This is a genomic window from Mycobacterium sp. NPDC003449 (assembly GCF_053588415.1).
In genome coordinates this window covers 1-23,514 of record NZ_JBSFPX010000111.1, presented here as the reverse complement: position 1 = coordinate 23,514, position 23,514 = coordinate 1, and the positions used below count along the sequence as shown (strand labels likewise).

General features: G+C 69.6%; 25 protein-coding genes. 6 read left to right on the top strand and 19 right to left on the bottom strand.

The window, feature by feature from the left end; all coding sequences use genetic code 11:
• Positions 1–122 precede the first annotated feature (122 nt).
• Genes hisI through hisD form a run of 8 tightly spaced genes read right to left on the bottom strand, consistent with a single transcriptional unit; the run spans position 123 to position 6,508 of the window.
• Complete coding sequence (hisI, locus tag ACWDTP_RS24380; RefSeq protein ID WP_450024523.1) at positions 123–470, bottom strand: phosphoribosyl-AMP cyclohydrolase; 348 nt, start codon at positions 468–470, stop codon at positions 123–125.
• Positions 467–1,252, bottom strand: coding sequence for an imidazole glycerol phosphate synthase subunit HisF (gene hisF, locus ACWDTP_RS24375; protein WP_450024521.1), 786 nt, complete (start codon positions 1,250–1,252; stop codon positions 467–469). Before hisF ends, hisI begins: the two co-directional genes overlap by 4 nt.
• Entirely contained in the window at positions 1,249–2,079 is an 831-nt protein-coding gene (locus ACWDTP_RS24370; protein ID WP_450024527.1) for an inositol monophosphatase family protein, read from the bottom strand. Before ACWDTP_RS24370 ends, hisF begins: the two co-directional genes overlap by 4 nt.
• Positions 2,076–2,810 (bottom strand): bifunctional 1-(5-phosphoribosyl)-5-((5-phosphoribosylamino)methylideneamino)imidazole-4-carboxamide isomerase/phosphoribosylanthranilate isomerase PriA, encoded by a 735-nt coding sequence (gene priA / locus ACWDTP_RS24365; protein ID WP_450024519.1) that lies wholly within the window; start codon positions 2,808–2,810, stop codon positions 2,076–2,078. Before priA ends, ACWDTP_RS24370 begins: the two co-directional genes overlap by 4 nt.
• Positions 2,807–3,424: an imidazole glycerol phosphate synthase subunit HisH gene (hisH, locus tag ACWDTP_RS24360; protein WP_450024517.1), complete on the bottom strand. Its 618-nt coding sequence runs from the start codon at positions 3,422–3,424 to the stop codon at positions 2,807–2,809. Before hisH ends, priA begins: the two co-directional genes overlap by 4 nt.
• On the bottom strand, positions 3,421–4,029 hold the full coding sequence (hisB, locus tag ACWDTP_RS24355) for an imidazoleglycerol-phosphate dehydratase HisB (RefSeq protein WP_450024515.1): 609 nt from the start codon (positions 4,027–4,029) through the stop codon (positions 3,421–3,423). Before hisB ends, hisH begins: the two co-directional genes overlap by 4 nt.
• On the bottom strand, positions 4,026–5,165 hold the full coding sequence (locus ACWDTP_RS24350; protein WP_450024513.1) for a histidinol-phosphate transaminase: 1,140 nt from the start codon (positions 5,163–5,165) through the stop codon (positions 4,026–4,028). The genes hisB and ACWDTP_RS24350 overlap by 4 nt, the downstream gene beginning before the upstream one ends.
• A complete protein-coding gene (gene hisD, locus ACWDTP_RS24345) occupies positions 5,162–6,508 on the bottom strand; it encodes a histidinol dehydrogenase (protein ID WP_450024511.1) in 1,347 nt (448 codons plus the stop codon). The genes ACWDTP_RS24350 and hisD overlap by 4 nt, the downstream gene beginning before the upstream one ends.
• A gap of 84 nt (positions 6,509–6,592) precedes the next feature.
• On the opposite strand from hisD, the gene ACWDTP_RS24340 reads away from it, so the two are divergent.
• Positions 6,593–7,015 (top strand): nitroreductase family deazaflavin-dependent oxidoreductase, encoded by a 423-nt coding sequence (locus ACWDTP_RS24340; RefSeq protein ID WP_450024509.1) that lies wholly within the window; start codon positions 6,593–6,595, stop codon positions 7,013–7,015.
• A 22-nt stretch (positions 7,016–7,037) separates the two neighbouring features.
• On the opposite strand, the gene nadC is transcribed toward ACWDTP_RS24340, so the two are convergent.
• From nadC to nadA, 3 genes are read right to left on the bottom strand one after another with little or no spacing between them, the layout of a single operon-like run.
• A complete protein-coding gene (gene nadC / locus ACWDTP_RS24335) occupies positions 7,038–7,895 on the bottom strand; it encodes a carboxylating nicotinate-nucleotide diphosphorylase (RefSeq protein WP_450024507.1) in 858 nt (285 codons plus the stop codon).
• A complete protein-coding gene (locus ACWDTP_RS24330; RefSeq protein ID WP_450024505.1) occupies positions 7,895–9,487 on the bottom strand; it encodes an L-aspartate oxidase in 1,593 nt (530 codons plus the stop codon). The genes nadC and ACWDTP_RS24330 overlap by 1 nt, the downstream gene beginning before the upstream one ends.
• Entirely contained in the window at positions 9,484–10,527 is a 1,044-nt protein-coding gene (gene nadA, locus ACWDTP_RS24325; protein WP_450024503.1) for a quinolinate synthase NadA, read from the bottom strand. Before nadA ends, ACWDTP_RS24330 begins: the two co-directional genes overlap by 4 nt.
• 46 nt (positions 10,528–10,573) lie before the next feature.
• On the opposite strand from nadA, the gene ACWDTP_RS24320 reads away from it, so the two are divergent.
• Both ACWDTP_RS24320 and ACWDTP_RS24315 read left to right on the top strand, forming a co-directional pair.
• Positions 10,574–11,266 carry an NUDIX hydrolase gene (locus tag ACWDTP_RS24320; RefSeq protein WP_450024501.1) on the top strand — a complete coding sequence of 231 codons (693 nt, stop codon included), beginning with the start codon at positions 10,574–10,576 and terminating at the stop codon, positions 11,264–11,266.
• 42 nt (positions 11,267–11,308) lie between these two features.
• The gene (locus ACWDTP_RS24315) at positions 11,309–12,640 is read left to right on the top strand and encodes a lipase family protein (protein ID WP_450024499.1); all 1,332 of its coding nucleotides are present in this window, start codon (positions 11,309–11,311) and stop codon (positions 12,638–12,640) included.
• A 16-nt stretch (positions 12,641–12,656) separates the two neighbouring features.
• Here the strand turns inward: ACWDTP_RS24315 and ACWDTP_RS24310 are convergent, their stop codons facing one another.
• The 3 genes from ACWDTP_RS24310 to bioB are packed head-to-tail and all read right to left on the bottom strand — an operon-like array spanning position 12,657 to position 14,570.
• The gene (locus tag ACWDTP_RS24310; protein ID WP_450024497.1) at positions 12,657–13,304 is read right to left on the bottom strand and encodes a DUF2567 domain-containing protein; all 648 of its coding nucleotides are present in this window, start codon (positions 13,302–13,304) and stop codon (positions 12,657–12,659) included.
• Positions 13,301–13,546 (bottom strand): biotin synthase auxiliary protein BsaP, encoded by a 246-nt coding sequence (bsaP, locus tag ACWDTP_RS24305; protein WP_450024495.1) that lies wholly within the window; start codon positions 13,544–13,546, stop codon positions 13,301–13,303. The genes ACWDTP_RS24310 and bsaP overlap by 4 nt, the downstream gene beginning before the upstream one ends.
• A 22-nt stretch (positions 13,547–13,568) precedes the next feature.
• Positions 13,569–14,570, bottom strand: a complete 1,002-nt coding sequence (gene bioB, locus ACWDTP_RS24300) for a biotin synthase BioB (protein ID WP_450024525.1) — start codon at positions 14,568–14,570, stop codon at positions 13,569–13,571.
• 129 nt (positions 14,571–14,699) lie between these two features.
• Here bioB and ACWDTP_RS24295 point away from each other — a divergent pair, with 129 nt between their 5' ends.
• The gene (locus ACWDTP_RS24295; RefSeq protein ID WP_450024493.1) at positions 14,700–15,323 is read left to right on the top strand and encodes a TetR/AcrR family transcriptional regulator; all 624 of its coding nucleotides are present in this window, start codon (positions 14,700–14,702) and stop codon (positions 15,321–15,323) included.
• Here the strand turns inward: ACWDTP_RS24295 and ACWDTP_RS24290 are convergent.
• The 5 genes from ACWDTP_RS24290 to ACWDTP_RS24270 form a co-directional block, all read right to left on the bottom strand.
• Complete coding sequence (locus ACWDTP_RS24290) at positions 15,279–16,034, bottom strand: maleylpyruvate isomerase family mycothiol-dependent enzyme (RefSeq protein WP_450024491.1); 756 nt, start codon at positions 16,032–16,034, stop codon at positions 15,279–15,281. The genes ACWDTP_RS24295 and ACWDTP_RS24290 overlap by 45 nt on opposite strands.
• A 13-nt stretch (positions 16,035–16,047) precedes the next feature.
• Positions 16,048–16,557, bottom strand: coding sequence for a 2'-5' RNA ligase family protein (locus ACWDTP_RS24285; RefSeq protein WP_450024489.1), 510 nt, complete (start codon positions 16,555–16,557; stop codon positions 16,048–16,050).
• Position 16,558: 1 nt separating this feature from the next.
• Complete coding sequence (gene bioD / locus ACWDTP_RS24280; protein WP_450024487.1) at positions 16,559–17,251, bottom strand: dethiobiotin synthase; 693 nt, start codon at positions 17,249–17,251, stop codon at positions 16,559–16,561.
• Positions 17,248–18,396 carry an 8-amino-7-oxononanoate synthase gene (locus tag ACWDTP_RS24275; RefSeq protein ID WP_450024485.1) on the bottom strand — a complete coding sequence of 383 codons (1,149 nt, stop codon included), beginning with the start codon at positions 18,394–18,396 and terminating at the stop codon, positions 17,248–17,250. The genes bioD and ACWDTP_RS24275 overlap by 4 nt, the downstream gene beginning before the upstream one ends.
• An 85-nt stretch (positions 18,397–18,481) precedes the next feature.
• Positions 18,482–19,789 (bottom strand): adenosylmethionine--8-amino-7-oxononanoate transaminase, encoded by a 1,308-nt coding sequence (locus ACWDTP_RS24270; protein ID WP_450024483.1) that lies wholly within the window; start codon positions 19,787–19,789, stop codon positions 18,482–18,484.
• Positions 19,790–19,880: 91 nt separating this feature from the next.
• Here ACWDTP_RS24270 and ACWDTP_RS24265 point away from each other — a divergent pair, with 91 nt between their 5' ends.
• Together ACWDTP_RS24265 and glgX are read left to right on the top strand one after the other, a co-directional pair.
• On the top strand, positions 19,881–22,040 hold the full coding sequence (locus ACWDTP_RS24265) for an acyltransferase family protein (protein ID WP_450024481.1): 2,160 nt from the start codon (positions 19,881–19,883) through the stop codon (positions 22,038–22,040).
• 5 nt (positions 22,041–22,045) lie between these two features.
• Positions 22,046–23,514 (top strand): glycogen debranching protein GlgX (gene glgX, locus ACWDTP_RS24260; protein WP_450024479.1); only part of this gene is annotated, 1,469 nt, incomplete at its 3' end.

The following is a 23,514-nucleotide window of genomic DNA, read 5'->3' as shown; positions in this document are numbered from 1 at the left end:
CCGGCGGGGTGAAGAACGCACCGCGCGCTTTGCGGGTCGCGGCGGTGTCGGTCACCCAGTCATTGTTGCCGACGGCACCGACAAGAACGGATACCGCAACGCCGGGCGCGAGCGGCGATCCGCTAGGCCCCGGGCGGCAACAGCAGGTCGGCGTCGAAGCAGGTGTGCGCGCCGGTGTGGCAGGCCGCGCCCACCTGGTCGACCTCAAGCAGCACCGTGTCGCCGTCGCAGTCCAGGCGCACCGAGTGCACCGTCTGGGTGTGGCCCGACGTCGCGCCCTTCACCCACTGCTCGCCGCGCGACCGGGAGAAGTAGGTGGCCTCCCTGGTTTCGAGCGTGCGGGCCAGCGCATCGTCGTCCATCCAGGCCACCATCAGCACCTTGCCGGTGCCGCGTTCCTGTGTCACCGCGGTGAACAGGCCGTCGGTATTGCGTTTCAGCCGCGCGGCGATAGCCGGATCCAACATCACCTCACCACGATCCCTTCGGCCGCCATCGCGGCCTTCACCTCGGCGATGGTCAGTTCCCGGAAATGGAACACGCTGGCGGCCAGCACCGCATCGGCTCCCGCGACGACGGCGGGCGGGAAATGTTCCACCGCGCCCGCCCCGCCGCTGGCGATCACCGGCACGGTCACCGCGGCCCGCACGGCGCGCAGCATGGCCAGGTCGAATCCGGCTTTCGTGCCGTCGCGGTCCATCGAGTTCAGCAGAATCTCGCCGACCCCCAGTTCGGCGCCGCGCCCGGCCCATTCGATCGCATCGATCCCGGTGCCGCGTCGGCCACCGTGGGTGGTGACCTCCCAGCCCGACGGCGTGGCCGGTTCGCCCGCGGGCACGGTCCTGGCATCCACGCTCAGCACGATGCACTGCGAACCGAACTGGCGCGACAGTTCGGCGAGCAGCTCGGGCCGGGCGATCGCCGCGGTGTTGACCGAGACCTTGTCGGCGCCGGCGCGCAGCAGGACGTCGACATCGTCGACCGAGCGCACGCCCCCACCGACGGTCAGCGGGATGAACACCTGTTCGGCGGTGCGCCGCACCACATCCAGCATGGTGGCCCGGCCCGACGACGATGCGGTCACGTCCAGGAAGGTCAACTCGTCGGCGCCCTCGGCGTCGTAGGCGGCGGCCAGTTCGACCGGGTCGCCGGCGTCGCGAAGGTTCGCGAAGTTGACCCCTTTGACGACGCGGCCGTCGTCCACGTCCAGGCACGGGATCACCCTGGTGGCGACATCACTGGTGACACTCACAGGTAATCCTCCGGATTCCCCGCGGATTTCACGATCTCCAGCATCTTCTCGTGCACACCCGGCGCGGCCGCCAGGGCCGACTTCGACTCGCAGGTCCATGGTTCGCCGGCCAGGTCGGTGACGATCCCGCCGGCCGCCCGGACCAGCGCGACGCCGGCCGCATGATCCCAGATGTGATGGCCGAAACTGATCGCTCCGCCCAGGATTCCGGCGCCCACATAGGCCAGGTCCACGCCGGTGGCCCCGTGCATGCGCACCCGCGAGCAGACCCGGCTGAGATTGGCCAGCACCGCCGCCCGGTACCGGCCGGGGAACCGGCCGCGCGAGTCGATGTTGAAGGTCTGGATACCGACGATGGAATCGGCCGGGGTGGGTGAGGCGAGCCGCGGCAGCTCCTGGGCGCCGTCCCGCAGCGGGCCGCCGGCCAGCGCCGAGTACCGCTGCCCCATGAACGGCAGCCAGGTCAGCCCGGCGACTGGTTCGCCGTCGGCCAGCAGCCCCAGCAGGATGCCGGCCATCGGTGAGCCGGCCGCGTAGTTGAAAGTACCGTCGATCGGGTCGAGCACCCAGACCAGCGGCGAGTCGATCGGCTCACCGCCGAATTCCTCGCCGTGCACGCCGATCCCGGTCGCCTCGGTGAGTGCGCGCACCACCTGCCGCTCGATCGCCAGGTCGACCTCGGTGGCGAAGTCGTTGCCCTGCTTGCGAACCGCGGATTCGGCCCGGTGGCCGGCGACGAACGGCACCGCCGCGGCATCGAGTATCTCGGCCGCGGTGGCGACCAGTGCGGTGAGTCGTGACGGATCCAGTGCTCCCACCGCCGTTATCCGCTGACCGCGGCCAGGGCCTGCGGCAAGGTGAACCGCCCGGCGTAGAGCGCCTTGCCGACGATCGCACCCTCGACACCGGTGCCGGTCAGCGTCGCGATCGCCCGGAGATCCTCCAGGCTCGACACCCCGCCCGAGGCGATCACCGGTGCGTCGGTGCGATCCGTGACCGTCGACAGCAGCTCCAGATTGGGTCCGGTGAGCGTGCCGTCCTTGGTGACGTCGGTGACGACGAACCGCGAACAACCTTCGTCGTCGAGCCGTTCCAGCACCTCCCACAGATCGCCGCCGTCGGACTCCCAGCCGCGCCCGCGCAGCCGCCAGCTGCCGTTCTCGAATTGCGCGTCCAGCCCCACGGCGACCCGGTCGCCGAATTCGGCGATGGCGCCGCGGCACCACTCGGGGCTCTCCAGGGCCGCGGTGCCGATGTTCACCCTGGCGCATCCGGTGGCCAGGGCCGCCTTGAGTGAATCCTCGTCGCGGATACCGCCGGACAGTTCGACTTTCACATCGAGCTTGCCGACCACCTCGGCCAGCAACTCACGGTTGCTGCCCCGGCCGAAGGCCGCGTCCAGATCGACCAGGTGGATCCATTCGGCGCCGTCCCGCTGCCAGGCCTGCGCCGCCTCCAGCGCCGAACCGTAGCCGGTCTCGCTTCCGGCCTTGCCCTGAACCAGGCGCACGGCCTGTCCGTCCACCACGTCGACGGCAGGTAGCAGAATTAAACTCACAGTCCCTCAACCCAATTCGTGAGCAGTGCCGCACCCGCGTCACCACTCTTCTCCGGATGAAATTGTGTGGCGGCCAGCGCCCCGTCCTCGACGGCGGCGATGAACGGCACGTGATGTGTTGCCCAGGTGACCAACGCCTCGGGGCGGCCGGACCAGACCTGCGCGGCGTAGGAATGCACGAAGTAGAACCGCGTCGAGGGATCCAGCCCCTTGAACAACGTGCTGCCCGCGGCCGCGTCGACGACGTTCCAGCCCATGTGCGGGACGACCGGGGCGTCCAACCGGGTCACCGAACCGGGCCACTGCCCGCAACCGGTGGATCGCACCCCGAACTCGATGCCACGGGCGAACAGGATCTGCATCCCGACGCACACCCCGAGCACCGGCCTGCCGTTCTGCAACCGGTCGGCGATGATCTTCTCCCCGCCGATCGCCCGCAGCCCGGTCATGCACGCCTCGAACGCCCCGACACCGGGCACCACCAGACCGTCGGCGGCCGCGGCGGCGCCCGGATCGGCGGTCACCTCGACATCGGCACCGACCCGCCCCAGCGCCCGTTGCGCCGAGCGCAGATTGCCTGACCCGTAATCGAGGACGACGACCTTCTTTGTCACAGAGTTCCTTTGGTCGACGGAACGCCCGTGACCCGGGGGTCGTACTCGACGGCCTGGCGCAATGCCCGTGCCACGGCTTTGTACTGCGCCTCGGTGATGTGGTGGGGGTCGCGGCCGTAGAGCGTGCGCACGTGCAGCGCGATCCTGGCGTTGAACGCCAGCGACTCGAACACGTGCCGGTTGATCACGGTGTGGTAAGGCGCGCTGGACCCGGCGATGGTGAATTCGACCATGAATTCGGGTTCACCGGTGTGGACGAAGTACGGCCGGCCGGATACGTCGACGGCGGCATGGGCCAGGGTCTCGTCCATCGGGATGAAGGCGTCACCGAACCGGCGGATGCCCTTCTTGTCGCCCAGCGCTTCACCGAGGGCCTGGCCCAGCACGATCGCGGTGTCCTCGACCGTGTGGTGTCCCTCGATCTCGATGTCGCCCTTGGCGTGCACGGTGAGATCGAAACTGGCGTGGCTGCCCAGCGAGGTCAGCATGTGGTCGAAAAACGGGACACCGGTGTCGATGTCGACGACACCGGTGCCGTCGAGGTCGAGTTCGACGACGATGTCGGATTCCTTGGTCTTGCGTTCGACCTTCGCGTGACGGGTCACGATGCTCCTACCGGACTGTTGAGTTGAGTCTTGGCGAGATCGGCACTGGCGGCCAGAAACGCGTCGTTCTCCTCGGCCAAGCCGATGGTCACGCGCAGGTGGCCGGGGATGCCGACATCGCGGATCAGAACCCCCGCGTCGAGATAGCGCTGCCAGCTCGCTGGCGCGTCGGCGAACTCGCCGAACAGCACGAAGTTGGCATCGCTGGGGATCACCCGGAATCCCAGCCGGGCCAGCTCGGCCGAGACCCGCTCACGTTCGGCGGCCAGCGTGGCCACACTGCCGAGGGTGTCGTCGGCATGCCGCAGCGCGGCCCGCGCCGCGGCCTGGGTGAGCACCGACAGGTGGTAGGGCAACCGCACCAGCAGCAGCGCGTCGATCACCGCGGGCGCGGCGGCCAGATATCCGAGCCGGCCGCCGGCGAACGCGAAGGCCTTGCTCATCGTCCGGCTGACCACCAGCTTGGCCGGGTACTCCTCGAGCAGCGCCACCGCGCTGGGCTGCGACGAGAATTCGCCGTATGCCTCGTCGAGGATCAGGATCCCGCCGGGCATGGCGTCCAGCAGGCGGCGCAGGTCGTCGAGCGGAACGCTCTGCCCGGACGGGTTGTTCGGGCTGGCCACGAACACCACGTCGGGACGCCGGTCTTTGACCGCGGCGACGGCAACATCGATGGCAAGGCCGAAGTCGTCGGCCCTGGCCGCCTGCAGCCATTCGGTCTGGGTGCCGTCGGAGATGATCGGGTGCATCGAATAGGACGGCACGAATCCGATCGCGCTGCGTCCCGGCCCGCCGAACGCCTGCAGCAGCTGCTGCAGGATCTCGTTGGAACCGTTGGCCGCCCACAGGTTGTCGACCGTGAGCGCCACCCCGGTGGCCGCGCTGAGGTAGGCCGCCAGGTCGGTGCGTAGCGCGACCGCGTCCCGATCGGGGTAGCGGTGCAGCTCGGCAGCGGCCGCGCGCACCGAGGTGGTGACATCGTCGACAAGTGCCTGGGTCGGCGGATGTGGGTTCTCGTTGGTGTTCAACCGCACCGGAACCTGCAATTGCGGTGCGCCGTACGGCGATTTGCCGCGCAGGTTCTCCCGCAGCGGCAGATCCGCCAACGTCACCTTCTTCGCGCTCTGTGCGCTCACTTCTTCTCGAACCTCCGTCGTACCGCCTCGCCGTGGGCCGGTAGATCTTCTGCCTTGGACAGGGTGATCACGTGGCCGGACACATCTTTCAGCGCCGCCTCGTCGTACTCCACGACGTGGATGCCGCGCAGGAAGGTCTGCACCGACAGCCCGCTGGAATGTCGTGCGCAGCCCGCGGTGGGCAGCACATGATTGGAACCGGCGCAGTAATCGCCGAGGCTGACCGGCGACCACGCACCGACGAAAATCGCCCCGGCGGAACGGATTCGGGCCGCGACACCGGCGGCATCGGTGGTCTGGATCTCCAGATGTTCGGCCGCATAGGCGTTGACGGTGCGCACGCCCGCGTCGACGTCGTCGACCAGCACGATCGCCGACTGCCGTCCGGTCAGGGCCGCGGTCACCCGCTCGACGTGCACGGTGGTGGCCAGCTGGCGGGCCAGTTCACCGTCGGTGGCGTCGGCCAGCGCGACGCTGTCGGTGACCAGCACGCTGGCGGCCATCTCGTCGTGTTCGGCCTGGCTGATCAGATCGGCGGCCACATGCACCGGGTCGGCGGTGTGGTCGGCCAGGATGGCGATCTCGGTCGGCCCGGCCTCGGCGTCGATGCCCACCTGGGACCGGCAGATCCGCTTGGCCGCGGTCACGTAGATGTTGCCGGGCCCGGTGATCATGTCGACCGGCGCCAGCTCGGTGCCGTCGGTGCCGGTGCCGTCGGTGTCGGTGCCGCCGTAGGCCAGCAGCGCCACGGCCTGCGCCCCGCCGACCGCCCACACCTCGTCCACGCCGAGCAGCGCGGCGGCGGCCAGAATGGCCGGGTGCGGTAGTCCGCCGAATGCGGCCTGGGGCGGGCTGGCGATCACCAGCGAGTCGACCCCCGCGGTCTGCGCCGGGACGACGTTCATTACCACGCTCGACGGGTAGACCGCGTTGCCGCCCGGCACGTAGAGACCGACCCGCTCGACGGCAACCCAGCGTTCGGTGACCGTCGCGCCCGGCGCCAAGGTAGTGGTCGTATCGGTGCGGCGTTGATCGGCGTGCACCGCGCGGGCCCGGTCGATCGAGACCTGCAACGCGGCCCGCACCTCGGGGTCAAGCTGGGTCAGCGCCCGGGCCAGCGCCTCGGCGGGGACCCGCACGGTCGCCGGGCGCACCCCGTCGAACGACTCGCCGTAGTCCAGGGCCGCGACGGCACCCCGTTCGGCCACGGCGTCGACGATCGGCCGCACCGTGGGCACCACGGAGTCCACATCGACGCCACCTCGCGGGAGGGCGCCTCGCAACTGCGCCGCGGTCAACGCACGGTTTCGCAGATCGATCCTGGTCATCTCAAATTCGGGCATCACCGCAATTGTCCCCGATCCGTCCACCCGAATAAAAATCCGGGCACCGTAGGCTGGCTGCACGCACCTGGCGAATGGAGTCACATGTCCACCGCAAGTTCACGGCACGAACACCCCAACAACGCACCCGGCGTTCCGATGCTCTTCCCACCCGCGCTGGAGCGGTTTCAGATCAAGTACATCAACCCGGCCTTCAAGCCCCTGTCAAAGCGGCTGCCCGGGTTCACGGTGATCAAACATCGGGGCCGCAAATCGGGCACACCCTACGAGACCATCGTGACCAGCTTCCGCAGAGGCAACGTGCTGGCCGTCGGCCTGGTCCACGGCAAGACCAACTGGGTCAAGAACGTGCTGGCCGCAGGCGAAGCCGACGTACACCTGTTCCGCGGTGATGTTCACATCACCAACCCGCGGGTACTGCCCGCGGGTACCGAGGACCCGTCGCTGCCGTGGGTCGCCCGGATCGTCGTCCGTAAGACCGGCGTCTTCGTCGCCGATATCGTGTGACGCCGCCGCGGGTGGCCCCGGCTCAGATATCCAGCCCGATGTCGAGCACCCGCACCGAGTGGGTGAGTGCCCCGATCGCGAGGTAGTCGACCCCGGTTCCGGCGTACTCCGCGGCACTGTCCAGGGTCAGGCCGCCGGAGGACTCCAGCAACGTCCCGGGTGACCGGGAGTCTCTGCGCTGCACCGCCATCTGGGTCTGCCAGACCGGGAAGTTGTCCAACAGGACCAGCTCCACATCGGCGTCCAGCACATCGTCGAGTTGCTCAAGCGAATCGACCTCGACCTCGCACGGCAGATCGGGTGCGTCGGCGCGAACCGCCTTGAGCGCGGCGAGGATCGAGCCGGCGGCGGCGACGTGGTTGTCCTTGATCAGCGCGGCATCGCCCAGCCCCATCCGGTGGTTGACGCCCCCACCGGCCCGCACCGCGTATTTCTGCAGCGCGCGCATCCCCGGCATGGTCTTGCGGGTGTCGCGGATCTTGGCGTTGGTGCCCGCCACCGCGTCGACCCAGGCCGCGGTCGCGGTGGCGATACCGGACAGGTGACTGACCAGGTTGAGCATCGTCCGCTCCGCGGTCAGCAGCTCGCGGGTCGGCGCCTCGACGGTGAGCAGCGCCGATCGCGCCTGCACCCGGGTACCGTCGTCGAGCCGGTCGATCACCCGGTAGTTTCCCGCCCCGATCACCTTGTCGAACACCAGCAGTGCGATGTCGAGGCCGGCGATCACGCCAGGCTCGCGGTTGACCACCGATGCGGTCGTGGTGGCGTCCGGCCCGACCGTGGCCATGGTGGTGATGTCCGGCCCGTAGCGCAGATCCTCCTCAAGCGCGCGGGCGATGATTGCCTCGGCCTCGATGAACTCGAACTCCGAAAGTGTCATCAGCCCACCGCCATCGGGGTTGGCACGGCAATTCGGCCGAGCTCGGTGCGAATCGTCAACGGATGCTCCTGAGTCGGGTCGGTGCTCGGGAAGTCGCCACGGTGGTGACAGCCGCGGGTTTCGGTGCGGGCCAAGGCGGCGGCGGTCACCGCGCGTGCGGCGGCGGTGAGTGCGGCGTCCTCGAAACCGGCCCGGGTCAGCGGCTCGGTGGGCCGCCCCGCCTCGAGTGTCTCGGCCAGCGACCGCAACCCGGAGGCATCGCGGACCACCGAGGCGTGTGCGGTCATGGCGCGCTGCAGCACCCCGCGGTCGACGGTGTCGTGGCGGGCGTCCGTGGGCACCCTGGCCTGCACCGGACCGGCCTGTCCGGCGTATTCGGCCGCAGCCCGGCCGGCCCGGCCGCCGACGACCAGACCCTCCAGCAGGCTGTTGGAGGCGAGCCGGTTCGCCCCGTGCATCCCGGTGCGGGCCACCTCGCCCGCCGCGAACAGGCCGGGAAGCTCGGTCCGCCCGTGCACATCGGTCACCACCCCACCGCAGCTGTAGTGGGCGCCCGGCACCACCGGGATCGGCATGCGGCCCGGATCGATACCGGCCGCGGCGCAGGCCGCGGCGACGGTGGGGAACCGACGGCCGAAATCGTCGACGGCCCTGGCATCCAGATAGACACAGGGGTCGCCGGTGCTGGTCAGGCGGGCGTTGATCGCGGCGGCCACGACATCGCGCGGCGCCAGATCCCTCATCGGATGCACCCCCGAGGTCACCGAGTCGCCCCGCGAATCGACGAGCACCGCGCCTTCGCCCCGCAACGCCTCGGTGATCAGCGGCCGTCGCCCGGCACCGGTGCCGTCGAAGAGCATCGTGGGGTGGAACTGAACGAATTCGATGTCGCTGACCGCCACGCCGGCCCACAACGCCAGCGCGATGCCGTCTCCGGTCGAACCGGCCGGGTTGGTGGTGGCGGTGTACAGGTGGCCCAGGCCCCCGGTGGCGAGAATGACCGACGGCGCGTGCAGGACGCCGGTCCCGTCGTCGTTGCGCACCAGCACCCCGGTCACCCCGGCGTCGTCGCGCAGCACCCGCAGGGCGATGTGGTCACGCCGGATGTCGAGGTTGGCGGCCGCGAAATCGAGCGCGCGCTGCACCTCGGCGCCGGTCGCGTCGCCGCCGGCATGGATGATCCGGCGCCGGCTGTGCCCGCCCTCGCGGGTCAGCGCCCAGCGTCCCGGCACTGCTTCGTCGAACCGGGCGCCGCAGGCCACCAGATCGGCCACGGCCGCGTGACCGTCGGCCACGATGGAGCGCACCGCGTCCGGATCGCACAGGCCGCCACCAGCCGCCAGGGTGTCGGCGACGTGCGCGTCCACCGAATCGCCGGAATCCTGCAGGCCGGCCAGCACCACGGCGATCCCGCCCTGGGCGTGGAACGTCGCCGTCTCGCGGGCCTTGCTGAGGACCACGACGCGCCGGCCCTTGCGGTTCGCGGCGAGCGCCGCGACCAGGCCGGCCACACCGGTGCCGATCACCACCACGTCGGCGCGTTGCTGCCAGCCCCCGGAGCCACCGCAGGCGAACCCGCCGGTGGTGCTCATTCGCCGCCGCCGGGCCGGCCGATCCCGATCATCCGCTGCACGCTCGCCCGTCCCAGCCGGGCGGTTTCGGGGTCGACGTGGACCTCGTCGGCACCGTCGACCAGGCTCCGCAGCAGGGCGGCGGGCGTGATCATCTTCATGTAGCCGCACGACGCCCGGTCGTTGACCGCCAGAAAATCGACTCCCGGTGCGGCCCTGCGCAACTGGTGCAACATTCCGACCTCGGTGGCGACCAGCACCTGCCGGGCGCGGGTTTCGCGCGCGGCGTCGAGCATGCCGCCGGTGGACAGGATCTTCACCCGCTCCTCGGGTACGGCACCCTCACCGGCCAGGTAGAGCGCCGAGGTGGCGCAACCACATTCGGGATGCACGAACAGCTCGGCATCGGGATGGGATCGGGCCCTCTCGGCCAGCTCGTCGCCGTTGATTCCGGCGTGGACGTGGCACTCGCCGGCCCACACGTGCAGGTTTTTGCGACCGGTGACGCGCCGGACGTGCGCGCCGAGGAACTGGTCGGGGCAGAACAGCACTTCACGCTCCGCCGGGATCGAGGCGACCACCTCGACCGCGTTGGAGGATGTGCAGCAGATGTCGGTGAGTGCCTTGACCGCGGCGGTGGTGTTCACATACGAGACGACGACGGCGCCGGGATGCTCGTCCTTCCAGGCCTGCAACTCCTCGGCCGTGATCGAATCGGCCAATGAACATCCCGCCCGTTGATCGGGGATCAGGACGGTCTTGTCGGGGCTGAGGATCTTGGCCGTCTCGGCCATGAAATGCACCCCGCAGAACACGATGGTGGATTCCGGCGCCTCGGCGGCGATCCGCGAGAGCGCCAGCGAGTCGCCGACGTGGTCGGCGACGTCCTGGATGGCCGGCAGCTGGTAGTTGTGCGCCAGCAGCGTCGCGCCGCGCAGTTCGACCAGCCGACGAACCTCGGCGGCCCACCGCTCGTCACCGACGACCCCCGAATAACCCCCGGGACCATCGACAATCCGCTCGGCCAGATCCCCGGCAGACAATCCGTTGAGCACCGTCATGGCGGCCTCCTCGTCCAAATCGGGTTTTCGACTTACAATCGAAAACATGCAATATGGTAACACCGCGCACGAAGTGCTCGCCGTCGTGTTCCAGGTTCGCGACGTCGATTCCCGGCAACCCGCCCTTAACGTGCTGTTATGGCAGCGCGCACTGGAACCGGAGCGCGACCGGTGGTCGCTGCCGGGCGGTCAGCTGCGCGACGACGAGGATCTGGTCAGCTCGGTCCGGCGCCAGCTGGCCGAAAAGGTCGACCTGCGTGAGCTCGCCCACCTCGAACAACTCGCCGTGTTCTCCGACCCGGGCCGGGCACCCGGCACCCGCACCATCGCCTCGACCTTCCTCGGGCTGGTGCCCTCCCCCGCCACCCCGGCACTGCCCTCCGACACCCGCTGGCATCCAGTCGCCGACCTGCCCGAGGTGGCCTTCGACCACGCGCCCATGGTCGAATACGCGCACAACCGCCTGGTCGCCAAGCTCTCCTACACCAACATCGGTTTCGCTTTGGCGCCAAAGGAATTCGCTCTTTCCACGCTGCGCGACATCTACGGCGCCGCGCTCGGCTACCAGGTCGACGCGACCAACCTGCAACGGGTTCTGGAACGCCGCCAGGTGATCACCCGCACCGGAACCACCGCACGCTCGGGGCGCAGCGGCGGGCGTCCGGCCGCGCTCTACCGGTTCGCCGAGTCGCGCTACCGGGTCACCGACGAGTTCGCGGCCCTGCGCCCGCCCGGGTGAGTCGACTGGATTCTTAGACCCTTCTTAAGTAAGAATGCCCGGATGGACTTGGGCAGCGCCGCCAACGCAACCGCACCCGGCTGGATCGGGCGCGCACCGCACGACGAGCTCGACTACGGCGCGCGCCCCCAGCTCCCCGACACGGACCCGTTCTACCGCCCGCCCGCCGGATTCCAGCACGCCGAGCCGGGTACCGTGCTGCGCAGCCGCGACGTCGAACTCGCCTTCCTCGGGGTGATTCCGCAGCGGGTGCCGGCGATCCAGCTGCTGTACCGTTCCACCGATCGCAACGGCGACCCGGAGGCCGCGGCCACCACGGTGATCGTGCCGCCCGGCGCCGCGGCCGACTGCCCCATCGTGTCCTACCAGTGCGCGATCGACGCGATCACCTCACGCTGTTTTCCGTCCTACGCCCTGCGCAGGCATGCCAAGGCCGTCGGCGCGGTGGCCCAGCTCGAACTCCTGCTGATCGGCGCCGCGCTCGCCGAGGGATGGGCCGTCTCGGTGCCCGACCACGAGGGGGTCAACGGCAAGTGGGGGGCGCCCTACGAACCCGGTTACCACGTGCTGGACGGGCTGCGCGCGGCGCTCAACTGCGATCGGCTGGCGCTCTCGGCGAGTTCCCCGATCGGCCTGTGGGGCTACTCCGGTGGCGGTCTGGCCACGGCCTGGGCCGCCGAGATGAGCGGCGGCTACGCACCCGAGCTCAACATCGCCGGGGCCGTACTCGGGTCACCCGTCGGAGACCTCGGCGAGACCTTCAGCAAGCTCAACGGCACCATATTCGCCGGTCTGCCCGGACTCGTGGTGGCCGCGCTCGCCGACATCTACCCCGACCTCAACCGGATCGTCGCCGAACACGCCACCCCGGACGGGTTGGAGCGGCTGGACCGGCTGCACCGGATGACCACGGCGCACGCCCTGCTGCGGTGGGCCCGCACCGATATGGACGATCTGGTCGATCTGCCGCTGCAGCAGACCGTCGACGGTCCCGAAGTGCAGCACGTGTTCGACGACATCAAGCTCGGCGTGGCCACCCCCAATGCGCCGGTACTCGTTATCCAGGCCGTTCACGACGAGATCATCTCGGTCGACGGCATCGACGACCTCGTCGATGCCTACCGGGCCGGCGGCGCCAGCGTGACCTACCACCGCGACTCGTTCTGCGAACACCTGCTGCTGCACCCGATGTCGGCGCCGATGACGCTGCGCTGGCTGTCCGACCGGTTCGCCGGGCGGCCGGTCGACGAGAATCTGGTGCGAACGAAGTGGCCGACGCTGCTGAACCCGATGACCTACGTGGGCATGGCCCGACTGGCCGGGATCGCGATCAACGTCGCCACCGGACGCAAGATCCGACGGCGCCCGCTCTGACCAGGAGGCGGGCCGGTCAGACCCGCGGAGGACTGACCATCGGCGGCGGTACCGGGTACACCGGTTGCTGCACGGGCGGCCACGCGCCCAGATCGTCACGGGCCGTCGACACCGCGATCAGCGCGTACACCAGGGCCGCCGCGGCCGCCGGGAACAACAGGGTCATGGCGACCTGAGCCGGGGTGTGCCCGAAGAACACCGGTGCCGCCTCGACCACGTAATGCACCCGGTTCTCGGGGGTGACCGGGGCCCGGGCGATATCGACCGCGCCGTAGCGCAGGTGCAGCAGCAGCGCACCCACCCCGGCGGCGACCGCCGCGGCCGCGACGCACCCGGTCGCCAGGGCCGCCACCAGGACCGGCCCTCGGTGTGCGCGCCACTGCCATACCGCCACCGCCGACGCCACGGCGAGGACGATCAGCAGACCCACGAACATGAAGGCCGAGGTGAAGAAATGGTCGGACTCATTGCCGAGGTAGGCGTGTGCCCTGGCGCCGGTGCGGGTCAGCGCCACCACGCCGTGAATCGGCGGTGCCAACAGCGCCCACAACACACCGACCAGCACCCCGGCACCGGCCAAGGCGCCTGCCACGGTCACCGCCGCCCGCGATCGCGAAACCCGAGGGGCCGCAAGGCTGTTCGGCGGTCCGGCGTAGCCGTTCATCGCCTGGTCTCGAGTTCGGTCGAGTCGACCTGGCCGTGACGCGAGCATTTCGCCCACCAGCCGTCGGGGCGCACCTGAACGATCATCCGGCGGCCACATTCGGCGCAGAACCGCGGCGGTTCCAGTCCGAGCTGGGCCGCGGTGGGCGTTGCCGAACCGGCGGCCGCCGTCATCTCGGCGCCGGTGTAGACGTTGTAGGCGCCGGCCCCCACCGGCGCCGGCAGCGCCGGAGTCGCCGTCATGTCGAAAGTCACCACACCCGTTTTACAGGCTGGCGTTGAGCGCCTTGATGGGCATCTGCAGATCGTCGAGCAGTTCCAGGTCCGCCTCGGCCGGGCGACCCAGGGTGGTCAGGTAGTTCCCGACGATGACCGCGTTGATGCCGCCGAGGATGCCCTGCTTGGCGCCCAGGTCGCCGAGGGTGATCTCGCGACCGCCGGCGAACCGGAGCATGGTGCGCGGCAGCGCGAGCCGGAACGCGGCCACGGCCTTGAGCGCCTCCGACGCCGGCAGCACCTCCAGGTCGCCGAACGGGGTGCCCGGACGGGGATTGAGGAAGTTCAGCGGAACCTCGTGCGGATCCAGTGCGGCGAGATTGGCCGCGAACTCGGCGCGCTGCTCGAGCGTCTCCCCCATGCCCAGGATGCCGCCGCAGCACACCTCCATACCCGCCTCGCGGACCATCCGCAGGGTGTCCCAGCGCTCCTCCCAGGTGTGGGTGGTCACCACATTGGTGAAGAACGACCGGGCGGTCTCCAGGTTGTGGTTGTAGCGGTGCACGCCCATGTCCGAGAGCCGCTCGACCTGTTCCTGGCTCAGCATGCCCAGCGAGCAGGCGATCTGGATGTCGACCTCGTTGCGGATGGCCTCGATGCCCGCGGCCACCTGCGCCAGCAGTCGCTCGTCCGGGCCACGCACCGCGGCCACGATGCAGAACTCGGTGGCGCCGGTCTTGGCGGTCTGTTTGGCGGCCTCGACCAGGCTCGGGACGTCCAGCCACGCGCTGCGCACCGGCGAGGCGAAAAGGCCGGACTGCGAACAGAAGTGGCAGTCCTCGGGGCAGCCGCCGGTCTTGAGGCTGATGATGCCCTCGACCTCGACGTCGGGTCCACACCACTTCATCCGGGCCTCGTGCGCCAGCGAGAGCAGGTCATCGAGACGGTCGTCGGACAGCTGCAGCACCTGCAGTGTCTGCTCCTGGTCGAGGCCGACCCCGCGCTCCAGAACCTGCTCGCGGGCCACGCCCAGTACGTCAGTGCTGTTGATGGCTGCCTGCGTCACTGGCTGTCCTCCTGCGAATGGGTTGGGGCCGACGGTTGAACACGTCGGCGGTGCCGACCATTGAACACGTCGGCAGTGCCGACCATTGAACACCGTTCAGGTTAGGGTAGCGGTGTGCAACTCCACAAACCGGACGTGGTGGACGCGGCGACGGCGATCCTGGACAACTACGGCATCGCCGACCTGACGATGCGACGCCTGGCCCGTGAACTCGGCGTCAGCCCCGGCGCCCTGTACTGGCATTTCGCCAACAAGCAGGAACTGCTGGGCGCGGTGGCCGACCACATCCTGCGGTCGGCGCGGGTGGACACCGCCCGGCTGGGCTGGAGCGAGCAGATCCATCAGATCTGCGCCGCCCTGCGCGACGCCCTGCTCTCGCACACCGACGGCGCCGAGCTGGTGTCGTCGAGTTTCGCGGCCGGACAGTCGCAGGCCACCGCCGGCATCGTCGCATCGCTGGCCGCGGTGGCCCGCGAGGCCGGTGTCGCCCCCGACGATGCCGAACCGGCCGCGCGGACGGTGATCTATTACGTCCTCGGCTTCACCGTCGACGAACAGTCCCGGCTGCAGTGGGACGCCGCGGGCGCGCTGACCGACGAGCAATCCGTGCTGGCCGCCGACACCACCCGCCAGTTCGAATTCGGCCTGCAACTGCTCGTCGACGGCCTCGGCGCCAGGAGCGGCGCACCGCACTCATGGCATTCCTTGTCCGACAACGGCATCCAGCGCGGCGACTGACGCCGGGTCACCGGAGACGTCGACCGCGCCGCCCCGCGTCCACGCCCACAGCGCGAGGTCGGCGAGCGGGCCACGCGCCGTCGCGCTGGCGGCCACGGTGCCGCGGGCCCGCGCGGCGCCCGGCCAGTCGCCGGCCCGGCCCACCTCGACCGCCCAGCGCTGCCCGGTGTCGGTGCCGACGAATTCGACTACGGCCGCGGGCTCGAATGTCGATCCGGCGGGCCGCCAGCCCCACATCACGTCGACGGCGTGATCGACGGCACCGGCCGCCACCTCGGTCCCGATCACACCGATCGGCAGACCCGCGGTCAGCTCGGCGTCCACCCGGTGCATCAACGCCTCATAGGTTTGCATGCGCCGGGTGAAACCGACGGACTGATCCGGGTCCCACCAGGACCAGCGCGGTTCATCGTCGTCGAGCCGGTCCAACTGGGCGAGCAGTGCGTCGGTGGCCCGCTCCCGCAGCACCAACAGGTCGGCCACGGTGTCGGGACGCGCTGGTTTGGATTGCTCGACGGCCTCCAGGTCGGCACCCGCGCGGGCGTTCTGTGACAGCACACCGGCCCAGAAGAAGTGCACCTCGGTCAGATGCCACAGCAGGTCCGCCGCGGTCCAGTCCGGACAGCTCGGGCAGCGGGCGTCCGGCGCTGTCTCGGCGAGCACGTCGGCGAATCGCTGCGCGTCGGTGCGGATGATCGCGATCCGGTCCATACCGACCAGGATGTCAGCCGATCGGATGTTCGGCGCGTTTGTCGCCGTCCCAGCGCCGCAACCCGATGACGGTCCCGGCGATCTCGGGGGGCCGGCCGGCGATTCGCAGCGCGGTCGCGAGCCGGGCCGCGGCGAGGTGGCGGGCCAACGTGACGTGCGGAGTCCATTGCCCGGGCTGGGCATTGGGCAGCGGCGCCGGCGTCACGAGCGGCACACAGATCCGGTACACCTCGGCGTGGACCGCGAGCAGGTCCCGGGTCGGCACCAGCAGTCTCGCGAGCACCCCGGCCGATCGACCGAAGATCAGCGTCGCCCCCAGGCGGCAGGGCATCGGGAAACGGTCGAGCATCGGCGCCAGCGCCGACTCGGCCTCGGGATCGATGTGCTGCCCGACGGTCAGCGTGGCGTGTGGGCGCGCGGCCGGCGCCTGGCTGGGGATGCCGGCATCGCGCAGCTCGTCCCAGATGCGGCGGACCGCCGCCTCGGTATCCGGGTCGAAGACCAGCTCGACGGAATGCACCATGTCAGGTGATCTTCGCGCGGCCTAGGCTCTCGATCCACCCGCGGTCGAAGGCGGCCGAGCTCAACGTTTCGAATTCTGGTGTGCCGAGGGCCGCGGCGCCCGCGGGAAGCACCCCGCGGACCGGGGCGAGCTCGGCGAGTGCACGGCGGTTGCCCTGCTCGGCGACGCCGGGCCGGGCGGGCCAACTGCCGATCACCAGCCCGGCGCACCGAACACCCCGGACGGCAAGCGCCTCCAACGTCAGGGCGGTGTGGTTGAGCGTCCCCAGCCCCGGCGAGACCACCACCAGGACCGGCGCGCCCAGATCCGCCGCGAGATCGCGCAGTGTCACACCGGCTGCCCCCAGCTCCACCAGCAGCCCACCGGCGCCCTCGACCAGGGTCAGGCGCTGCGGGGCGTCGACCGCGCCGACCGCGGCCACCAGATCCGCCCGCGTCGGCAACGCCAGCCCGGCACGTTCGGCAGCCGCGACCGGTCCCAGCGGCTCCGGATAGCGCCAGCCACCGCACAATTCGGCTATCCCGGACAGCCGACGCACCTCGCCGAGGTCGTCGTCGCCGTCGGCCGTGCCGGTCTGCACCGGTTTGGACACCGCGACGTCCAGCCCGGCCAACCGGGCCGCGCAGGCCAGGGCCGCGGTGGTCACCGTCTTCCCGACGCCGGTGTCGGTGCCGGTGACGAATAGCGCGCTCACCGCCGCGCCGCGGTGAGCACCTCGGTCAGAACCCGGCCGGCGAGATCGATTTCGTCCGCGGTCAGGGAGGCCCTGGCGGTCAGACGCAGCCGTGAGGTGCCCACCGGGACCGTCGGCGGGCGGAAGCACCCGACCCGCACACCGCGTTCCAGGCAGGCCGCCGCGGCCGCCACGGCCACCTCGGGTTCCCCGAGGATCACCGATACCACCGCCGAATCGGGTTCGACGGTGACACCGCACATCCGGGCCAGTTCGGCCGCGTGCGTCAACACGGCCCCGGCCCGGCGCGGCTCGGCGGTCAGCACCCGCAGGGCCGCGGCCGCGGCACCGACCGCGGCCGGTGCCAGGCCGGTGTCGAAGATGAACGGCCGGGCGGCGTCGATGAGGTGGGCCCGCACGGACTCCGGGCCCAGCACGACCCCGCCCTGACTGCCCAGGGCCTTGGACAGCGTCGTCGTCATCACCACGTCGGGCGCGCCGGCCAGGCCGAGCTCGTAGAGCAGTCCCTGGCCGCCCGGGCCGCGCACCCCGAGACCGTGGGCCTCGTCCACGATCAGCAGTGCGCCGTGGCGCCGGCACACGGCGTGCAGGTCGCGCAGCGGTGCCAGCGCACCGTCGGTGCTGAACACCGATTCGGTGAGCACCACCGCGCGTTCCTCGGTGCGCGCGGACAGTGCGGCGTCGACGGCGTCGACGTCGCGGTGCGGTGTCACGGTCACCCTGGCGCGAGACAGCCGACAGGCGTCGACGATCGATGCGTGCGTCAACGCATCGGAGACCAGCACCGACCCTGGGCCCGACAACGCCACCACGGCGCCGAGGTTCGCGGTGTAGCCCGACGAGAAGACCAGCGCCGCTTCGACCCCGACGAAGGCGGCGAGCGCGGTCTCGAAGGCTTCATGCAACTCGGTGTTGCCGGTGACCAGCCGCGAACCACCGGCGCCCGCGCCCCAGACCCGCAGCGCTTCGATGCCGCCCTCGAGTACTTCGGGGTGCTGCGAGAGCCCCAGGTAGTCGTTGGAGGCCAGGTCCAGCTCGGCGCCCACCGGTGGGCGGGTGCGCAGTTCGCGCCGCAGTCCGGCGTCGCGGCGCTGGTGTTCGACGCCGGCTAGCCAGGACAGCGGTGAAAGATCCGTGCGCGTCACTGGGTGCTCCTTCGGTGCCGACAATTGAACACGTCGGCCGGGCCGACAATTGAACACGTCGGCCGGGCCGACAATTGAACACCGTTCAGGTTAGTGCACGGGCCACGCCGACCATCCCGGCGGTGATCTGCTCGACCTCGGCCGGCGCGCAAATGAACGGCGGCATGGCATAGATCAGCCGCCCGAACGGGCGCAGCCAGACCCCGTGCCGCAACGCCGTCGCGGTGGCCACCCGCATGTCCACCGGCTCGCTCATCTCGATGACGCCGATCCCGCCGAGCACCCGGACATCGGCGACCCCGCCCAGCTCACGGGCCGGTTCGAGGCCCGCCCGCAGGCCGGCCTCGATCGTCCGGACCCGGGTGCGCCAGTCGCCGTCGATGAGCAGTTCGACCGCGGCCACCGCCACCGCACAGGCCAGCGCGTTGGCCATGAAGGTGGGCCCGTGCATGAGCGCGCCCGGTCGGCCCGAACTGATGGTGTGGGCGATGCGGGTGGTGCACAGCGTGGCGGCCAGGGTGATATAGCCGCCGGTCAGCGCCTTTCCGACACACATGATGTCCGGGCTCACCCCGGCGTGTTCGGCCGCGAACAGTTCACCGGTGCGGCCGAAACCGGTCGCGATCTCGTCGAAGATCAGCAGCACCTCATGCCGGTCGCAGATGGCCCGCAGATCGGCCAGGTAACGCGGATCGTGGAATCGCATCCCCCCGGCACCCTGCACGACCGGTTCCACGATCACCGCGGCGAGCTCGTCGGCGTGTTCGGTGAGCTGGCGCTCGAACGCGGCGCTGTAGGCCTCGTCGTAGTGGGTGGGCACCGGTGCTGCGAACTCCTGGGCGACCAGCACTGAGTTCTCGCCGGTCCACAGCTCATGCATGCCGCCGTCCGGATCGCACACGCTCATCGGGGTGAAGGTGTCGCCGTGGTAGCCGCCGCGCCAGGTCATCAGGCGGTGTTTGGCGCCACGCCCGAGGCTGCGCCAGTACTGCAGCGCCATCTTGACCGCGACCTCCACCGACACCGAACCCGAGTCGCTGAAGAACACGGTTTCCAGCCCGGCCGGGGTCAGCTCGACGAGCAGCTGCGCCAACCGGGCCGCGGGTTCATGGGTCAACCCGCCGAACATGACGTGGTTCATGGTGGCCAGCTGCCGGTTGACCGCCGCGTCCAGCACCGGGTGGCCGTGTCCGTGCACCGCCGTCCACCAGGAGGCCATCGCGTCGAGCACCTCGATCTCGCGGCTGGTCGAGGGGTCGATCACGGTCAGCCAGGCACCCTTGGCACCGACCGCCACCACCGGCTCCAGCGCCTGCGCACCTATAGTGCTGTACGGGTGCCAGATGTGAGCGGTATCGATGGCACTGATCTGCTCTGGGGTCAGCTCGGCCACAGATCCGCAGCCTAGCCCTTTGCTCACGGGGCGCGGCCGAGGCATCCGAAATGTGAGCGGCAGGCTGTTCTTAGGTAAATTGACCTCGATCATGATGACCCTCGCCCCCACCCGGACCGCGTCCGCTCCCGCATCTTCGAGCGCGACCCCGGTGTCAATGGGGACCCGAAAGTCGGGTTTCTACCGGCACGATCTCGACGGCCTGCGCGGTATCGCCATCGCCCTGGTCGCGGTGTTCCACATCTGGTTCGGGCGGGTTTCCGGTGGTGTCGACGTGTTTCTGGCGTTGTCGGGGTTCTTCTTCGGCGGCAAGGTGCTGCGGACCGCGCTGACCCCCGGCGCTTCGCTGTGGCCCGGCCCCGATGTGGTCCGCCTGGTGCGGCGCCTGCTGCCTGCGCTGGTGGTCGTGCTCGCGGGTGCGGCGGTCCTGACCATCCTCGTCCAGCCGGAAACCCGCTGGGAAGCCTTTGCTGACCAAAGCCTGGCAAGCCTCGGCTACTACCAGAACTGGGAACTGGCCAACACCGCCGCGGACTACCTCCGGGCCGGCGAGTCGGTCAGCCCGCTGCAGCACATCTGGTCGATGTCGGTGCAGGGGCAGTTCTACATCGCCTTCCTCGCGGCGATCTTCGGGTTCGCCTTCCTGTGCCGGAAACTGTTCGGCCGGCACCTTCGGACGGCTTTCCTGGTGCTCCTCGGCGGGCTGGCCATCGCGTCGTTCGTGTACGCGATCGGCGCCCACAACACCGACCAGGCGATCGCCTACTACAACAGCTTCGCCAGGGCGTGGGAGCTGTTGCTGGGCGCACTCGCCGGGGCGCTGGTGCCGTTCGTCCGGTGGCCGATGTGGCTGCGAAACATCGTCGCGGTCATCTCCCTGGCCGCCATCCTGTCCTGCGGCGCGTTCATCGACGGCGTCAAGGAGTTCCCGGGCCCCTGGACGCTGGTACCGGTGGGCGCCACGGTGCTGTTCATCCTGTCGGCGGCCAACCGGGCGGGCGATGGCAGCACCGACCGGCTCCCCGTCCCCAACCGGATGCTCGCGACCAAACCGTTCGTCTCGCTCGGCGCCATGGCGTACTCGCTGTACCTGTGGCACTGGCCGCTGCTGATCTTCTGGTTGTCCTACACCGGGCACGTCAACGCCAGCATCCTCGAAGGCACGGTCATCCTGCTGGTTTCGGGTGTGCTGGCCTGGCTGACCACCCGCTACATCGAGGATCCGCTGCGGACCAAGTCGGTCAAGGCGCCGGCCCCGGTGATCCCGCTGCGCGCCCGGCTGCGCCGACCGACGATCGTGCTGGGATCCATCGTCGCGCTGCTCGGGGTGGCGCTGACCGCCACCTCATTCACCTGGCGCGAACACGTCACCGTGCAGCGGGAGAACGGTAAGGAGCTTTCCGGGCTGTCCCCGCGGGACTATCCGGGGGCGCAGGCGCTGATCAACCACGTCCGGGTACCGAAGCTCCCGATGCGGCCGACGGTGCTGGAGGCCAAGGACGACCTCCCGGCGTCGACGAACGACGGCTGCATCAGCGACTTCCCCGATATCGACGTGATCAACTGCACCTACGGCGACAAGGACGCGACGCGCACCATCGCGCTGGCGGGCGGCTCGCACGCCGAGCACTGGCTCACCGCACTGGATCTGCTGGGCCGCCTGCACAATTTCAAGGTGGTCACCTATCTCAAGATGGGTTGCCCGTTGACCACCGAGGAGACACCGCTGGTGATGGGCGACAACCGCCCCTATCCGAAGTGCCACGAGTGGAATCAGCTGGTGATGGCCAAACTCATCGCCGACCACCCCGACTTCGTGTTCACCACATCGACGCGCCCGTGGAACATCAAAGACGGCGATGTCATGCCCAACACGTATCTCGGTATTTGGGAAGCGTTGTCGCAGAACAATATTCCGATCCTGGCGATGCGCGACACGCCGTGGCTGGTGCGCAACGGCAAGCCGTACTTCCCGGCGGACTGTCTGGCCAACGGCGGCGACGCCATCTCCTGCGGCATCGACCGGTCCAAGGTACTCTCCGACCGCAACCCCACACTGGACTATGTCGCCCGGTTCCCGCTGATGAAACCGCTCGACATGAGCGATGCGGTGTGCCGGAAGGAGTACTGCCGCGTGGTGGAGGGAAATGTGCTGCTGTACCACGACTCTCACCATCTGTCGGCGACCTACATGCGCACCATGGCCAATGAGCTCGGCCGTCAGCTGGCCGGCGCCACCGGTTGGTGGTGACGGGCATGACCTCGTCGGCTCAGCCGGGCCGGGCCGATCCACCGGCCCCCGCCCCGATATCGACCGTATGGCCCGGTGTGTCCTACCCGCTCGGTGCCAGTTATGACGGTGCGGGCACCAACTTCTCGCTGTTCTCCGAGGTCGCCGAACGGGTCGAGCTGTGCCTGATCGCCAAGGACGGCTCCGAGGAACGGATCAACCTCGACGAGGTGGACGGCTACGTGTGGCACGCCTACCTGCCCACCGCGACGCCAGGGCAGCGCTACGGGTACCGGGTGTACGGCCCGTGGGATCCCGCCTCGGGCCACCGCTGTGACCCCAGCAAGCTGCTGCTCGACCCGTACGGCAAGTCGTTCCACGGCGAGTTCGATTTCGGCCAGGCCCTGTTCTCCTACGATTTGAGCGCCGAGCCCGCGGGATCCGGTGCGCCGCCCATGGTCGACTCGCTGGGCCACACCATGACCAGCGTGGTGATCAACCCGTTCTTCCAGTGGGGTTCGGACCGGGCGCCGAAGACGCCCTACCACGACACGGTGATCTACGAGGCCCACGTCAAGGGGATGACGCAAACCCATCCCGGCATCCCCGAGGAACTGCGCGGCACCTACGCCGGGCTGGGCCACCCGGTGATCATCGAGCACCTCAAATCGCTCAACGTGACCGCGATCGAACTGATGCCGGTGCACCAGTTCATGCACGATCACCGGCTGCTGGACCTCGGGCTGCGAAATTACTGGGGTTACAACACCGTCGGCTTCTTCGCCCCGCACTTCCAGTACGCCGCCAACCGGCACGCCGGCGGCGCGGTGGCCGAGTTCAAGACCATGGTCAAGACGTTCCACGACGCCGGTATCGAGGTGATTCTCGACGTCGTCTACAACCACACGGCCGAGGGCAACCATCTCGGGCCGACCATCAACTTCCGGGGCATCGACAACGCCGCCTACTACCGGCTGCTCGACGGACAGCCGGAGTTCTACAAGGACTTCACCGGAACCGGCAACAGCCTCAACGCGCGTCATCCGCACACCCTGCAGCTCATCATGGATTCGCTGCGGTACTGGGTGCTGGAGATGCACGTCGACGGGTTCCGGTTCGACCTGGCCTCGACGCTGGCCCGGGAGTTCTACGACGTGGACCGGTTGTCGGCGTTCTTCGATCTGGTGCAGCAGGATCCGGTGATCAGTCAGGTCAAGCTGATCGCCGAGCCGTGGGATGTGGGCGAGGGCGGCTACCAGGTCGGCAACTTCCCGGGGCTGTGGACCGAATGGAACGGGAAGTACCGCGACACCGTGCGCGACTACTGGCGGGGTGAACCCGCGACCCTCGGCGAGTTCGCCTCCCGGCTGACCGGATCCTCGGACCTCTACGAGGCGACCGGTCGCCGGCCGTCGGCCAGCATCAACTTCGTCACCGCCCACGACGGGTTCACCCTGCAGGACCTGGTGTCCTACAACGAGAAACACAACGAGGC

Coding starts and splice junctions, on each gene's coding strand:
- hisD (WP_450024511.1), bottom strand. CDS start 6,508: ATGCCCGAATTTGAGATGACCAGGATCGATCTGCGAAACCGTGCGTTG.
- ACWDTP_RS24340 (WP_450024509.1), top strand. CDS start 6,593: ATGTCCACCGCAAGTTCACGGCACGAACACCCCAACAACGCACCCGGC.
- nadC (WP_450024507.1), bottom strand. CDS start 7,895: ATGACACTTTCGGAGTTCGAGTTCATCGAGGCCGAGGCAATCATCGCC.
- ACWDTP_RS24330 (WP_450024505.1), bottom strand. CDS start 9,487: ATGAGCACCACCGGCGGGTTCGCCTGCGGTGGCTCCGGGGGCTGGCAG.
- nadA (WP_450024503.1), bottom strand. CDS start 10,527: ATGACGGTGCTCAACGGATTGTCTGCCGGGGATCTGGCCGAGCGGATT.
- ACWDTP_RS24320 (WP_450024501.1), top strand. CDS start 10,574: ATGCAATATGGTAACACCGCGCACGAAGTGCTCGCCGTCGTGTTCCAG.
- ACWDTP_RS24315 (WP_450024499.1), top strand. CDS start 11,309: ATGGACTTGGGCAGCGCCGCCAACGCAACCGCACCCGGCTGGATCGGG.
- ACWDTP_RS24310 (WP_450024497.1), bottom strand. CDS start 13,304: ATGAACGGCTACGCCGGACCGCCGAACAGCCTTGCGGCCCCTCGGGTT.
- bsaP (WP_450024495.1), bottom strand. CDS start 13,546: ATGACGGCGACTCCGGCGCTGCCGGCGCCGGTGGGGGCCGGCGCCTAC.
- ACWDTP_RS24290 (WP_450024491.1), bottom strand. CDS start 16,034: ATGGACCGGATCGCGATCATCCGCACCGACGCGCAGCGATTCGCCGAC.
- ACWDTP_RS24285 (WP_450024489.1), bottom strand. CDS start 16,557: ATGGTGCATTCCGTCGAGCTGGTCTTCGACCCGGATACCGAGGCGGCG.
- ACWDTP_RS24265 (WP_450024481.1), top strand. CDS start 19,881: ATGATGACCCTCGCCCCCACCCGGACCGCGTCCGCTCCCGCATCTTCG.